This window comes from Prochlorococcus marinus str. MIT 1013 (assembly GCF_027359395.1).
In the GTDB taxonomy this organism is placed as follows: domain Bacteria; phylum Cyanobacteriota; class Cyanobacteriia; order PCC-6307; family Cyanobiaceae; genus Prochlorococcus_B; species Prochlorococcus_B marinus_E.
Map to the genome: position 1 here is coordinate 1,273,907 of NZ_CP114778.1, position 14,711 is coordinate 1,288,617.

Consider the following 14,711-nt stretch of genomic DNA (forward strand, 5'->3'; position numbering starts at 1 on the left):
AAAAGCCTTTTCTTTAAGACATAAATTAACTAATCACAGGGCATATTTGGCATAAGTATCAAAGGTGACTTAATTAATAAGGTGTGGATCTGAAGTTACTAACTGATTACTAAAGCTTTATTGGCTAGCGTCCAGAAACATTTGATGCCTTTATGAGCAGCTCCCAGTCACTTGACCTGCGTCTGCCGACCCCTGGATGCTATGCGGATCCTGTTAGGGCTGGCATGGATGCTGATGCAGTCTTCGACGGAATGACTGAGCATCTCTTTTTTACTCTTGGCAAACTTGCTACATCGGCAAGTCTTAGAGACCTCTACATGGCTTTGAGCTTTGCTGTTAGAGACAGATTGATGAGTAGATATTTAACAAGTCAAGAAACAATCAGAGCAAGACCTCAAAAAACAGTTGCATATCTTTCAGCTGAATTCCTAATAGGCCCACAACTAAATAATAATTTACTAAATCTAGGCATCAAAAAAGAGGCAGAAGAAGCTCTTAAAAGGTTTGGTATTGAATCATTAAATGACATATTGGAAGTAGAGGAAGAGCCTGGACTTGGGAATGGAGGATTAGGGAGACTTGCAGCTTGCTATATGGAATCACTTGCAAGTCTTCAAGTCCCTGCAGTGGGTTATGGCATAAGATACGAATTTGGTATTTTCAATCAATTAATAAGAGATGGTTGGCAAGTCGAAGTTACTGATAAATGGCTTAAAGGAGGTTGGCCATGGGAATTACCTCAACCAGATGAAGCTTGTTTAGTCGGTTTTGGTGGACAAACCGAAAGTTATACAGATGACAATGGAAATTATCGCTCACGATGGATTCCCAGTGAACATGCCATAGGTGTTCCACATGACGTACCTGTGCTTGGTTATCGGGTGAATAGCTGTGATCGGTTGCGATTGTGGAGAGCTGATGCAACCGAAAGCTTTGATTTCTATGCATTTAATATTGGTGACTACTACGGTGCTGTTGAAGAGAAAGTAGCTTCAGAAACTCTATCCAAAGTTCTGTATCCCAATGATGGAACTGATGAAGGAAGAAGATTGCGTTTAAAACAACAACACTTTTTTGTAAGCTGCTCCTTACAAGATATGCTTCGCAGCCTGGAGAAGCGATCCATACCTGTTGAGGAATTTCCAAATCACTGGACGGTTCAACTGAATGACACTCATCCAGCTATTGCAGTTGCAGAGTTAATGAGACTCTTAATCGATCAACATAGATTGGATTGGGATAAAGCCTGGGAAATCACCAATAGATCAGTGGCATATACAAACCACACTTTGTTGCCTGAGGCTCTTGAGAAATGGGACCTTAGCTTGTTTAAAAACTTATTACCTAGACATTTAGAACTTATATATGAAATAAATAGAAGATTCTTACAGCAAGTAAGGCTAAAGTATCCAGGTAACGACTTGATTTTGAGAAAGCTTTCAATTATTGATGAAGAAGGTGGAAAGGCTATAAGAATGGCACATTTAGCTACAATTGGAGCACACCATGTCAATGGAGTAGCTGCGCTTCATTCAGATTTAATTAAGAGACAATTACTACCTGAATTTGCAGAACTTTGGCCTGAAAAATTCACCAATGTCACAAATGGAGTTACTCCACGTAGATGGGTAGCATTAGCAAATCCTGAACTTTCTAAACTGCTTGACAAGGAGATTGGTCCCAATTGGATTACTAATATGGACCTATTACTAGAGTTAGAAAAAAAAGAAAATGATTCTAATTTTTTAGATCTTTTTGCGTCAGCTAAGCTATCTGGCAAAAGGAAGCTCGCTGGTTACATACATAGACAAACTGGTGTCCTGGTTGATCCTTCAAGTTTATTTGATGTTCAAGTGAAAAGAATTCATCAATATAAAAGACAGCATTTAAATGCTTTGCAAGTCATTGCACAATATCTAAGAATTAAAAATGGAAAAACAAAAAATATTGCACCTCGTACTATCATTTTTGGTGGTAAAGCTGCGCCAGGCTATTTCATGGCGAAGTTAATGATTAGATTTATCAATGGAATAGCAGATGTAGTTAATGCAGATCCTGATATGGATGGATTATTAAGGGTAGTTTTTCTTCCTGACTATAATGTGAAACTAGGTGAACAAGTCTATCCAGCTACTGATCTTTCAGAGCAAATATCAACTGCTGGAAAAGAAGCTTCAGGAACTGGAAATATGAAATTCGCTATGAATGGTGCCTTGACAATTGGAACGCTTGATGGAGCTAATGTAGAGATAAGAGAAAGAGTAGGATCAGAAAATTTCTTTTTGTTTGGAAAAACAGAATCAGAAATAATGGAATTAAGAGATCAAGGTTATAGCCCAAGTAGTTTTATTTCAAAATCAACCGAACTACAAGAAACTCTTAAATTAATAGAAGTTGGACATTTTAGTAACGGAGATAGTGAGCTATTTAGACCAATAATAAATATTTTGACAGGAAGTGATCCTTTCTTTGTTATGGCAGATTTTGATGATTATCTTCTTGCACAAGATGAGGTAAGTAAAGCCTGGAAAAATAATCAAAAATGGAACCGTATGGCACTATTAAATACAGCAAGATCAGGTTTTTTCTCATCAGACAGGTCAATTAGAGAATACTGTCAATCAATATGGAAAGTTAAACCATTACCTGTAGAAATAAGTTGCGAAAAATAAAGATCTATTTATCAGGTAAGTCTGGGGTTTGATGCAATAATCTATTCAACTTTAATCTATCAACATTTAATGGGTCTGGAGCTAATTCACCAGCAATCTCTCGAAATTTATCCTCAAATTCTTCAGGAACTTTAACATCAAAGATTCTTTCCATAAGAGCTTCAATGGAATACAAATGAGCATTGATATTTTCTAGATCAGAAATTACTTGTGTAATAGATTTTTCTTTCTTTTCAATAGTTCCATTTTTAAAATTCTCATCAATTTGATTAGATGAATTTGAATTAACTTGCTTCTGCAAATCTTCTAAAACTCGTCCACTTAAAGTTCTAAAGGATTGAAGGGCAGCCCAACTAATCTCTTGTTGCTGACGCAGAGTGGGGAACTCTCTTATTAAACGATCATGCTCCCTATAAAATCTGAGGCAATCTGGACATTGGCATGGTTCTTCAGGCACCTTCATCAAGGCAGCTTAGAAACCATCATTGCATTTATTAGGCCGTCATAGGGGGCTCACCATTAAATAAATCTCCTCCGGCATCTTTGCCATCAATATCAGCACTCTCAGGAAGGGGGATTTCAATGCTTGTAACTACTTGAATAACATCACGCAATCTCATTGAGTCTGCGAACCATCCCATTGCCTGCTCAGTATCACCTCTTGCCTCCGCATCATTAGCTTGATCTTCATGTGCCTCAGCTAGAAGTGTTAACCAACATAAACATCTGGCTTGAACAATTGATAAATCTAAATCATTAGGTTGGGAATTAGATATGTGCTCACTTTCCTGCTGAACAAGCAATCGCAAGCGAAGATCGTGAAGCTGGGCCATCTTGACTTATTCACTACACCAACGCTAGCGAGAGAGTATCAATTTTGCACACCCACCACATATAGGACTACATTTTTTTTGTTTTCCTTCGTTTTTCGCACGGGGCTGGCGGGACTCGAACCCACGACCTACGGTTTAGGAAACCGTCGCTCTATCCAACTGAGCTACAGCCCCCTGAAATTAATTATGCCTTGAGGCATGATGTAGTTGAAAGTAGGGGAGGTAATCGCAATTGAAGTTCAGCAAAGCTGAAGAATTCAATTGAGGAAAGTCCGGGCTCCTATATGGCCAGGCTTGCTGGGTAATACCCAGTGCGGGTGACCGTGAGGATAGTGCCACAGAAATACACCGCCTAATGCTTCATGGGGAAATCCCAACATGCATGGCAAGGGTGCAAAGGTGCGGTAAGAGCGCACCAGCAGCATCGAGAGGTGCTGGCTAGGTAAACCCCGGCGAGGAGCAAGGCGAGGGGCACTGGATGGCCATAGACCTTGTCCCTGAAGAGAGCCGCTTGAGGCTATCGGCAACGCTAGTCCCAGATAGATGATTACCCATTCACTTTCTAACGAAAGAAGAATGAACAGAACCCGGCTTACGACCTGCTTTCACTTTATTAATTTACTCAGAAAGATAAGACTGAAAATCTTATTACTTAAATCAATTCAAGTGTATCCTTTCAATAATTATGAATATCTCCAATCAAAGAGCAGAAGAAATAATAAATTTTATTAGAGGTCTAAATTTAGATCAAAGATATCAAAAGGAATTTACTCATGAAAAAATAAATAATCTTTTATATATCAATGAGTCACTAACTCATAGTTCAGCAAACACTGAAATTAATTATGAAAAACTTGAATTCCTTGGAGATGCAGTTCTAAGATTAATTGCATCAGATTTTATAAAGAAAAAATATCCATATATGCAAGTGGGAGAAAGATCTGAACTGCGTTCACATCTTGTAAGTGATCAATGGTTAGCACAAGTTGGTTACAAAATAAACATCAAAAGTGTATTAATTATTGGGAAAAAAGCACTTAAAGACAAATCAGCTAGCACAACCATTCAAGCAGAGGCAACTGAAGCTTTAATAGGAGCTCTGTATGAAAGTCTCACTAATTTAGAACCTATAAAAAATTGGCTTATTCCATTCTGGGATGATAAAAGCAAAGAAATTCTATCTGATCCATATAGAAAAAACTACAAATCAGCACTTCAGGAATTGACTCAAAGTAAAGGCTTATCAATTCCCAAATACAAAACCATAGAAATTGATCAAAAGCATGACAATCCAAAGAGATTTTTTTGTACTGTTCATATCAAAAATCGATCAATAGCTGAAGGTTGGGGAAAATCAATGAAACAAGCAGAAAAAAATGCAGCCAGTAAAGCTTTGAAATCTTTAGATGAGAATTCACTTGATCATTAATAAATTGCTTATCAAAAAATTCTCTATTAGCTTTTCAAAAGATCTTTTAGAGGAAGTGTAAGCAATTTATCCCAATTACCTCCTTCAAAAAGCACGGCAGCTTGATCACCACTTATTCTTTGAACAAATCCTTCATAACCATTATAAATTGACTCTTGGTTATTAACAGTTACTGTTGTACCAGGGAGAATCGGATCTTTTGAATCATCCATAATTAAACATATACAAATAAACTCTTAAAAAAGTCTACCCATAAAAATGATCGATAAAGATAAATGGATGACAATAGGTGAAATTGTTGCTCCCCAGGGTTTAAAAGGAGATATTAGAATTAAACCTAAAAGTGAATTTCCTGAAAGATTTACCAAACCCGGAAAACGTTGGATTCAAAAAGCTAATGAATTACCCACTGAAATCAAATTACGAAAAGGAAACCTTATTCCAGGTAAATCGATCTACATAATTTCCATCGAGGGTGTATCTAATAGGAGTTCTGCAGAGGAAATCATTGGTTGGAAATTAGTCATACCAGTTGATAGCAGACCAATATTGAGTAAAGATGAGTACCATTACTTTGATTTAATTGGTTTGGAGGCAAGAAGAGGCCCAAAAAAAACTCTAATTGGTTTTGTAACTGACTTAATCAAGGGAGGGAATGACCTTCTAGAGATAGAGTTAGTAGAAGGTAAAAAAGTTTTGGTACCTTTTGTTAAAGAAATTGTCCCAGAAATAGAAATCAAAGAAAAATGGCTGCTAATCAATCCACCGCCTGGGTTATTGGAACTCTAATAATCATTAAGGTGTTTAATCATAACTTCAAATATGGATTAGAAAATTCTTTATGGAAATAACTGATAACTCGATAATTCCTGTAATTCTCAGTGGTGGATCGGGAACAAGGCTTTGGCCACTTTCAAGAGAAAGCTACCCTAAACAATTTTTAGCCTTAGATTCAAGAACAAAGAAAACTCTTTTGCAGAAAACTTATGAAAGACTTTTAGGTTTAGAGGGATTAGAAAATCCAATATTGATATGTAATGAAGATCATAGATTTATAGTTGCAGAGCAATTTAGAGAGATCAATACTGATCCTAAAGCAATTATTCTGGAGCCCGTAGGACGTAACACTGCTCCAGCAATTGCAGTTGCTGCACTTCAAGCAATTTCTTTAGGAAAAGATCCTTTGCTTTTAATTTTGGCAGCCGACCACTTAATAGAAGATGTAGTTGAATTTCAAAAAGTAATTCATACAGCAAAAGCATATGCAAATCAAGGGAGGCTGGTGACTTTTGGTATTGTTCCAACATGCGCAGAGACTGGTTACGGTTATATTGAAGCAAAAGAATTTCCTACTGAAGAAGATAAAATAAGTGGTTTAGAAATTAATAAATTTATAGAAAAACCTAGTAAAGAAGTAGCTGAGAAATTAATCAAAGATTCTCGTTACACTTGGAATAGTGGTATGTTTCTTTTTAAAGCAAGTTCAATAATAAGTGAATTAAAAAAATTCTCTCCAGAAATAATCAATTATTGTAAAATTGCTATTGAAAAAGATGTAGAAGATCTTGATTTTCTACGATTAGAAGAAAAGTCATTTAAGAAATGTCCAAAAATATCTTTAGATATAGCAGTGATGGAAAAAACAAAAATAGGAACCGTTCTACCGCTAAATGCTGGTTGGAGTGACATAGGAAGTTGGAAATCTTTATGGGATATTAGTCAAAAAAATCATGAAGGAAACTATATAAATGGGAGAGTAATAGTTGAAAAAAGTAAAGACTGTTATTTAAAAAGTGAGCAACGTCTAATTGTAGGAATAGGAATCAAAAATCTAATAGTTGTAGATACAAATGATGCTATATTAGTAGCCAATAGAGATCAATCTCAACATATTGGAAATATAGTAAAAAGTCTAAGTTCATCGGACTTTCCAGAAGGTAAAATGCACAAAAAAATTTATAGACCTTGGGGTAATTACACGACAATAGTTGAGGGGGATAGGTGGCTAGTGAAGCTCATAGAAGTAAAGCCAAATGCTTCTCTTTCTTTACAAATGCATCATCATAGAGCTGAACATTGGGTTGTAGTTAACGGAACCGCATTGATAGAAAAAAATGGAGAGAAGCAACTTTTGACTGAAAATGAAAGTACATTTATCCCTTTAGGTTGTAAGCATAGATTAAGCAATCCAGGAAGGATGAAACTTGAGCTTATTGAAGTTCAAAGCGGAACGTATTTAGATGAAGAAGATATCATTCGTTTTGAAGATTCTTATGGAAGAATAAAAAACATTAGTTAATAAAAATATTTTTAATTAATAAAAGCTGCTGACAAATTAATTAGATAAAATAATTAAGATTTTAAGTTTTTATTCAACAGTGACACTTTTTGCTAAATTCCTAGGCTGATCAACATCTAAACCTTTATGAGCTGCTATGTGATAACTAAATAACTGTAAAGGTACAACGGTCAATAGAGGGCTAACCCATTCACTAACTTTTGGAATAGTAAATAATTCGTCAAACATTTCCGATTCCGGTCCAATTGTCGAGACCCCAATTATACTGGCATCTCTAGCTTTAGCCTCTTGCGAGTTACTGAGAACCTTTTCATAAACGACTCCAGGAACAGCAATAGATACAACCGGAACATGTTGATCTAAAAGTGCAATTGGTCCGTGCTTTAACTCTCCAGCTGGATAGCCTTGAGCATGTATGTAGCTTATTTCTTTTAGCTTGAGAGCACCTTCAAGTGCAATTGGATAATTTATTCCTCTACCTAAGAAAATGACATCTTTTGTTTCAACAAATAAATGTGCTATTTCCTGAGAGAGAGAATCATGTGTTTTTATAAGATCTGTTAACTGTTTAGGAATTAATCTCAAATCATTAGAGAGATCTTCAATTTCCTGAGGGGTTCTTTTTTGTCTTTGAGAAGCAAATAAAAGTGTCAAACCATAAAAGGACAACATTTGACCAAGAAAGGTTTTAGTTGCTGCAACACCTATTTCAATGCCTGATCCAATATCAATAACATTATCGAGTTCGCGACCTAATGAACTATCAACTCTATTAGTAATTCCCAATTGATGAAAAGAAAAATTAGCATCTTTAGTCGCATCTCTTCTCTCCTTTTCCATTCTTAGTGCAGCTAAAGTATCTGCTGTTTCGCCCGATTGACTTACTCCTATTGTCAAAGTATTTGGTAAAAGTGGAGGGGGAGAATATCGAAATTCACTTGCGAAAAATACATTTGCAGGAACTCCTGCAAACTGTTCCAATAGATAAGCACCAACCATACCAGCATGCCTGCTTGTACCACAGGCTAATATTTGTATTTGTTCTATCTTCTCAAGGATAGGTTTGGATATAGGTAGAGCACCTGAATTCCCCAAAGGCAAATCGATAGGTAAAAACCTATCTATCCATTGTTGTGCTGTCTCTGGCTGCTCATAAATTTCTTTAAGCATGAAATGACGGAAATTTCTTTTATCCGCAAACAGTTCTGTGCCCTTTAAAAGTGATGGTGCTCTGTGCTGCCTATTACCATCATCATCATAAAGTTCAATTCCTAATGGAGTTAAAAGTGCAATTTCATGATCCTTTAAAGGTAAAAATGTACGGGTAAATCCAACTAATGCTGGCGTATCACTCGCACAAAAAAACTCACCTTCACCAAAGCCAAGAACTAATGGTGCTTGTTCCCTAGCGACTACTAGAGCATTGGGCGCCTTAGACCAAATCACTGCTATTGCATAAGTCCCCTTTAAAAGAGTCAGAACCTTTTGAACAGCATTTAATAATGTTTGTTCATTAGGGGAAAGCCCATTTGCCAGAGACTGTTCTATCTCTAGCCCAATCAAATGAGGAATTATCTCAGTATCAGTTTCAGAGATCAATTTAATTCCTTTAGTTTTCAGGCTTTGAGATAACTCTCTGTAATTTTCGATAATCCCATTTTGCACAACTGCAATTTGCCCTGACGAATCAAGATGAGGATGTGCATTCCTTTCGTTAGGTTTACCATGAGTAGCCCATCTGGTATGGGCAATACCAACATGACCCTCTAAAGGGTTTTTTTTAATTAAATTTGAGAGATTAATCAGCTTTCCTTCTGATTTTGTGACATTTAGTTGTCCAATTTGATCGTTATTTAAATTATTAATTGTTGCTATCCCCGCTGAATCATAGCCTCGATATTCAAGTTTTCTTAATCCATCAATAAGTACAGAAGATACTTCTCTTGATCCAATAACAGAAAATATCCCACACATATATCTAAATTAACATCAAAAATTATTTATATAAAATAAACCTTCGTTATGAAAAATACTAATTTTTAGTAAGCCAAACCCATACTTCTAGTTGTTTCATCACCTAAGTAGACCCTAATACTGAGGAAATCAGTTGGACAAGCAGTTTCACACCGCTTACATCCAACACAATCTTCAGTCCTTGGAGATGAAGCTATCTGTGAAGCTTTGCAGCCATCCCAGGGAACCATTTCAAGCACATCCAGTGGACAAGCCCTTACGCATTGGGTGCAGCCAATACAGGTGTCATAGATTTTGACGGCGTGTGACAAATTACCAACCCATATTTCCTTGATGTATAAAACTATACCTACGTTTCGCTACATAAAAAAAAATAGTTGCAATGCCGTCACTTTTGTTAACTCGACACTCTAACCCGTAGTATTAGAAGTCAGGTCTAAGAAGGTTATGTCCCAGGAAGCAATCCTTGAAAAAGTTCGTTCTATTGTCGCAGAACAACTTAGCGTTGAAGCCGGTGAAGTAAAACCGGATTCAAATTTCCAAAACGACCTCGGAGCTGACTCGCTCGACACTGTCGAATTAGTGATGGCTCTTGAAGAGGCATTTGACATAGAAATCCCTGACGAGGCTGCTGAAGGCATTGCCACTGTCGGGGATGCAGTCAAATACATCGAAGACAAACAGTCTTGAGGTTTACATGATGGAGAAACTCCATCGAGTTGTTATTACAGGTCTTGGAGCCATAACTCCAATTGGCAACAACCTCGAAAGCTACTTGGAAGGGCTTCAATCTGGGCAAAATGGAGTTAGTCAAATAACCCTCTTTGATGCCTCATCCCATGCATGTAGATTTGCAGCAGAGGTCAAAAGTTTTGACCCAACAGGAAAATTAGAACCAAAAGAATCCAAAAGATGGGATCGTTTCTCAAAATTTGGAGTTGTTGCAGCAAAAGAAGCACTGAAGCATTCAGGTCTCATAATTGATGATTCAAATGCTCCAAGAATTGGTGTGATTATTGGTTCTGGTGTTGGCGGATTACTAACTATGGAAACTCAAGCTCATGTTTTAGATAAAAAAGGGCCTAGTCGAGTTAGTCCATTTACTGTTCCCATGATGATTCCCAACATGGCTACTGGACTAGCTGCAATTGCACTAGGCGCTAAAGGTCCAAGTTCTGCAGTTTCAACTGCTTGTGCTGCTGGATCAAATGCAATTGGTGATGCATTCAGACTTCTCCAACTAGGTAAAGCAGATGCAATGGTCTGCGGGGGGGCAGAGGCTAGTATCACACCCTTAGGGGTAGCAGGTTTTGCCAGTGCGAAGGCCCTATCATTTAGAAATGACGACCCATCAACAGCTAGTAGACCTTTTGATTCTCAAAGAGATGGTTTCGTAATTGGCGAAGGGGCAGGAGTATTAATTTTAGAAACTCTTGACCATGCCTTAAAAAGAGATGCAACAATCCATGCGGAACTAATTGGTTATGGAACAACATGTGATGCCCATCACATTACCTCTCCTACCCCAGGAGGATCAGGAGGAGCAGAAGCAATGAAATTGGCATTAAGTGATGGACAAATTAATCCAGAACAAGTCGATTACATAAATGCTCATGGAACTAGCACTCCAGCCAATGACAGCAATGAAACATCTGCAATAAAAACTGCTTTGGGAAATCATGCCTATCAAGTACCCACAAGCTCAACCAAATCTATGACTGGACATTTATTAGGAGGTTCTGGGGGTATAGAAGCTGTTGCTTGTGCTCTGGCAATAAAACATGAAATAATTCCGCCAACAATTAATTATTCAAATCCAGACCCAAATTGTGATCTTGATTATGTACCCAACAAAGCAAGAGAAAAGAAATTAGGCGTCGTACTATCTAACTCATTCGGGTTTGGCGGTCACAATGTCTGCTTAGCTTTTCGGCAAATGACCTAATCAATTTCATTTTCACTTTCCTCTTAAATTTCTTTTTCCCCACTCACTAATTCAAAATGGTTGCCTTGACTACTTCCCTAGACACACTTTGCGTCAACAGCATCAGGATGCTCGCTGTTGATGCAATTAATAAATCCAAAAGTGGTCACCCTGGTCTCCCTATGGGTTGTGCCCCTATGGGTTATGCATTGTGGGACAAACACTTACGACATAATCCCAAAAACCCAAAATGGTTTAATCGAGACAGATTTGTTCTTTCAGCAGGACATGGATGCATGCTTTTGTATGCTCTTCTGCATTTGACTGGATATGACTCTGTCACCATTGAAGATATAAAAGAATTTAGGCAGTGGGGAGCTAAAACTCCAGGACATCCAGAAACTTTTGAAACTCCTGGAGTTGAAGTAACTGCTGGACCTCTGGGAGCAGGAATTTCTAATGCAGTTGGATTAGCCATTGCGGAAGCTCATCTATCTGCAAAATTCAATAAACCCGACTCAACAGTTGTAGACCATTACACCTATGTGATCATGGGAGATGGATGCAATCAAGAGGGTATATCTTCCGAAGCCTGTTCTCTTGCTGGTCATTTAAAGCTTGGAAAATTAATCGCTTTATATGATGACAACCACATCACTATTGATGGAAGAACTGACGTTTCATTTACTGAGGATGTCTTAAAAAGATATGAAGCATATGGATGGCATGTACAAGAAATTGCTGAAGGCAATACAGACATAGAAGGGATATCGAAAGCTATTGAGAATGCAAAAGCAGTAATAGATAAACCATCTATTATCAAAGTAACGACAACCATTGGCTACGGCTCACCCAATAAAAGTGATACTGCGGGCATTCACGGCGCACCTTTAGGTGAAGAAGAAGCGGAACTCACAAGAAAACAACTAGGTTGGTCTTATAAACCTTTCGAGGTTCCCCAAGATGCCTACGATCAATATCGTCAAGCCATCGAAAAAGGAGCACAACTCGAAGAGCAGTGGAATAAAACTCTTGCTAGTTATAAAGAAAAATATCCTAGTGAAGCATCTCAATTTGAGCGTATGTTGAGAGGCGAACTCCCACAAGGTTGGGATAAAGATTTACCGACCTATTCAGCCGATGATAAAGGGGTCGCTACTAGAAAACATTCTCAGATATGTCTAGGAGCTCTTGGTCCGAATATTCCTGAACTAATAGGAGGTTCTGCAGATTTAACGCATTCAAATTACACCGATATAAAAGGTGAAACCGGATCTTTTCAATATGAAAGTCCTGAAAAACGTTATTTACATTTTGGTGTCAGAGAACATGCTATGGCAGCCATATTGAATGGTATTGCTTATCACGATAGTGGTTTAATTCCTTATGGTGGAACCTTCTTAGTCTTCGCAGACTACATGAGAGGATCTATGCGTCTTTCCGCTCTGAGTGAACTTGGTGTTATTTATGTTTTAACTCATGATTCCATAGGTGTTGGCGAAGATGGTCCAACACATCAACCCATAGAAACAATTCCATCATTGAGAGCAATGCCAAATATGATGGTTTTTCGTCCAGGCGATGGCAATGAAACCAGTGGTGCTTATAAAGTTGCAATTAAAAATCGTAAGAGACCCAGTTCCTTATGCCTAAGTAGGCAGGGTATGGTCAATCAACAACATTCATCAGTAGATAAAGTTGCTCTAGGCGGATACGTACTTGAAGACTGTGGTGGTACCCCTGAACTAATACTTATCGGTACTGGAACTGAACTTGATTTATGTGTGCAAGCAGCGAAAAAGCTAACTTCAGAAGGGAAAAAAGTGCGTGTGGTTTCTATGCCATGCGTTGAACTTTTTGAAGAACAAAGCGACAGTTATAAAGAAGAAGTTTTACCTTCTAACATCAGAAAACGTCTAGTAGTTGAAGCCGCAGAGAGCTTTGGATGGCATAAATATATTGGTCTTGATGGGGACAGCGTAACTATGAATAGCTTTGGAGCATCTGCTCCAGGTGGACTATGTATGGAAAAATTTGGATTTACAGTTGAGAACGTACTAGAAAAATCTAGAAATCTTCTCAACAAATAAAATTTATTATTTAATTTCCACTAGTCAATCCCAACGAAAAAAGTTAAACAAAGAACTAATTTTCTTTGTTTAACTTAACGGGAGTTAGTTCAGCTGCACCTTTTAAATTTATTTGATCATTTAATTTATCAAGATCTTCATCTGTTATTTTTGTATTCATTGGACAATGATTAGGACCACACATTGAACAAAACTCTGCTTTTTTGAAAATTTCTTCAGGTAAAGTTTCGTCATGATATTGCTTAGCTCTCTCAGGATCCAAGGACAATTCAAACTGTTTGTTCCAATCGAATTCTTTCCGAGCTTTACTTAATTCATCATCACGATCACGAGCCCCTGATCTATGTCTTGCGACATCTGCAGCATGAGCGGCAATTTTATAAGCAATCAGCCCTTCTCTTACATCCTCAGGATTTGGCAACCCAAGATGTTCCTTAGGTGTTACGTAACAAAGCATCGCTGTCCCGTACCAACCTGCCATCGCTGCACCAATCGCACTTGAAATATGATCATAACCAGGAGATATATCAGTGACCAATGGACCTAGGACATAGAAAGGAGCTTCTGAGCACTCCTCCATTTGCTTCCTAACATTAAATTCAATTTGATCCATAGGTACATGACCAGGCCCTTCAACCATTACTTGGACATCATGTTTCCATGCTCGTCTAGTCAATTCACCAAGGGTTTTCAACTCAGCGAGTTGAGCTTCATCTGACGCGTCATGCAGGCAGCCAGGTCTTAGTGAGTCTCCTAAAGAGAAAGTGCAGTCATATCGTTTAAATATCTCGCATATATCATCAAAACGCGTAAACAAAGGATTTTGCTTGTAGTGATAAAGCATCCATTGAGCAAGAATTCCTCCGCCACGACTAACTATTCCAGTAATACGACCTTTAACCTTGGGTAAATGTTCAATCAATAAGCCTGCATGAATAGTTTGATAATCAACTCCTTGCTGACAATGCTTTTCTATTATGTGTAAAAAATCATCCTCAGTTAGCCTTGAAATAGAACCATGAACACTTTCTAAAGCTTGATAGACAGGAACTGTTCCAATCGGGATAGGTGAGGCATTAATAATTGCAGTTCGTACTTCATCTAAATTAACCCCTCCAGTAGAAAGATCCATAAGAGTATCTGCGCCATATTTTACTGCCAGCTCAAGCTTCTTTAATTCTTCACTAATGTCACTTGCATTAGGCGAAGCGCCAATATTTGCATTGACTTTGCATGTTGAGGCAATACCTATTGCCATCGGCTCTAAGTTCGTATGGTTAATATTTGCCGGAATAATCATTCGGCCTCGCGCAACCTCTTCCATCACTAGAGACTCAGGAAGATTCTCACGCTTTGCCACATACACCATTTCTTCAGTCATTTCACCTTTGCGGGCAAAATGCATCTGAGAAACATTGGATTTACCTTTTCTGGAAGCCACCCATGAATTCCGCATGAATTAAAAAGCTATTGAATAAACAAGGAGCAAT

13 protein-coding genes, 1 tRNA gene and 1 other RNA gene are annotated in these 14,711 nt (G+C 37.9%); 8 read left to right on the plus strand and 7 right to left on the minus strand.

The window, feature by feature from the left end; translation table 11 throughout:
- Positions 1-152: 152 nt before the first annotated feature.
- Entirely contained in the window at positions 153-2,672 is a 2,520-nt protein-coding gene (locus O5633_RS07595) for a glycogen/starch/alpha-glucan phosphorylase (protein ID WP_269609029.1), read from the plus strand.
- A gap of 4 nt (positions 2,673-2,676) precedes the next feature.
- Here the strand turns inward: O5633_RS07595 and O5633_RS07600 are convergent, their stop codons facing one another.
- The 3 genes from O5633_RS07600 to O5633_RS07610 all read right to left on the minus strand — a co-directional run bounded on the left by O5633_RS07600 (position 2,677) and on the right by O5633_RS07610 (position 3,679).
- On the minus strand, positions 2,677-3,129 hold the full coding sequence (locus tag O5633_RS07600) for a hypothetical protein (RefSeq protein WP_269609030.1): 453 nt from the start codon (positions 3,127-3,129) through the stop codon (positions 2,677-2,679).
- Between the two features lie 37 nt (positions 3,130-3,166).
- Positions 3,167-3,505 (minus strand): hypothetical protein, encoded by a 339-nt coding sequence (locus O5633_RS07605; protein ID WP_269609031.1) that lies wholly within the window; start codon positions 3,503-3,505, stop codon positions 3,167-3,169.
- A 100-nt stretch (positions 3,506-3,605) separates the two neighbouring features.
- Positions 3,606-3,679 (minus strand) — tRNA-Arg (locus tag O5633_RS07610).
- A gap of 35 nt (positions 3,680-3,714) precedes the next feature.
- Here O5633_RS07610 and rnpB point away from each other — a divergent pair.
- Both rnpB and rnc read left to right on the plus strand, forming a co-directional pair.
- Positions 3,715-4,116: RNase P RNA component class A (rnpB, locus tag O5633_RS07615), an RNA gene on the plus strand.
- A 74-nt stretch (positions 4,117-4,190) separates the two neighbouring features.
- Complete coding sequence (gene rnc, locus O5633_RS07620) at positions 4,191-4,934, plus strand: ribonuclease III (protein ID WP_269609032.1); 744 nt, start codon at positions 4,191-4,193, stop codon at positions 4,932-4,934.
- A 26-nt stretch (positions 4,935-4,960) separates the two neighbouring features.
- On the opposite strand, the gene O5633_RS07625 is transcribed toward rnc, so the two are convergent.
- The gene (locus O5633_RS07625; RefSeq protein ID WP_269609033.1) at positions 4,961-5,146 is read right to left on the minus strand and encodes an NAD(P)H dehydrogenase subunit NdhS; all 186 of its coding nucleotides are present in this window, start codon (positions 5,144-5,146) and stop codon (positions 4,961-4,963) included.
- A gap of 46 nt (positions 5,147-5,192) precedes the next feature.
- Between O5633_RS07625 and rimM the strand changes: the two genes are divergently transcribed.
- Both rimM and O5633_RS07635 read left to right on the plus strand, forming a co-directional pair.
- Positions 5,193-5,723: a ribosome maturation factor RimM gene (gene rimM, locus O5633_RS07630; RefSeq protein ID WP_269609034.1), complete on the plus strand. Its 531-nt coding sequence runs from the start codon at positions 5,193-5,195 to the stop codon at positions 5,721-5,723.
- A 52-nt stretch (positions 5,724-5,775) separates the two neighbouring features.
- Positions 5,776-7,233 carry a mannose-1-phosphate guanylyltransferase/mannose-6-phosphate isomerase gene (locus tag O5633_RS07635; protein ID WP_269609035.1) on the plus strand — a complete coding sequence of 486 codons (1,458 nt, stop codon included), beginning with the start codon at positions 5,776-5,778 and terminating at the stop codon, positions 7,231-7,233.
- A 69-nt stretch (positions 7,234-7,302) separates the two neighbouring features.
- Here the strand turns inward: O5633_RS07635 and glmS are convergent, their stop codons facing one another.
- Both glmS and psaC read right to left on the minus strand, forming a co-directional pair.
- Entirely contained in the window at positions 7,303-9,207 is a 1,905-nt protein-coding gene (gene glmS, locus O5633_RS07640) for a glutamine--fructose-6-phosphate transaminase (isomerizing) (RefSeq protein WP_269609036.1), read from the minus strand.
- Positions 9,208-9,272: 65 nt separating this feature from the next.
- Positions 9,273-9,518: a photosystem I iron-sulfur center protein PsaC gene (gene psaC / locus O5633_RS07645; protein ID WP_011295528.1), complete on the minus strand. Its 246-nt coding sequence runs from the start codon at positions 9,516-9,518 to the stop codon at positions 9,273-9,275.
- 136 nt (positions 9,519-9,654) lie between these two features.
- On the opposite strand from psaC, the gene acpP reads away from it, so the two are divergent.
- From acpP to tkt, 3 genes are read left to right on the plus strand one after another with little or no spacing between them, the layout of a single operon-like run.
- Positions 9,655-9,897, plus strand: a complete 243-nt coding sequence (acpP, locus tag O5633_RS07650) for an acyl carrier protein (protein WP_269609037.1) — start codon at positions 9,655-9,657, stop codon at positions 9,895-9,897.
- Between the two features lie 7 nt (positions 9,898-9,904).
- Positions 9,905-11,152, plus strand: coding sequence for a beta-ketoacyl-ACP synthase II (fabF, locus tag O5633_RS07655; RefSeq protein WP_269609038.1), 1,248 nt, complete (start codon positions 9,905-9,907; stop codon positions 11,150-11,152).
- 56 nt (positions 11,153-11,208) lie between these two features.
- A complete protein-coding gene (tkt, locus tag O5633_RS07660) occupies positions 11,209-13,221 on the plus strand; it encodes a transketolase (protein ID WP_269609039.1) in 2,013 nt (670 codons plus the stop codon).
- Between the two features lie 55 nt (positions 13,222-13,276).
- Here the strand turns inward: tkt and thiC are convergent, their stop codons facing one another.
- Positions 13,277-14,677, minus strand: coding sequence for a phosphomethylpyrimidine synthase ThiC (gene thiC / locus O5633_RS07665; protein ID WP_269609040.1), 1,401 nt, complete (start codon positions 14,675-14,677; stop codon positions 13,277-13,279).
- Between the last annotated feature and the right edge of the window lie 34 nt (positions 14,678-14,711).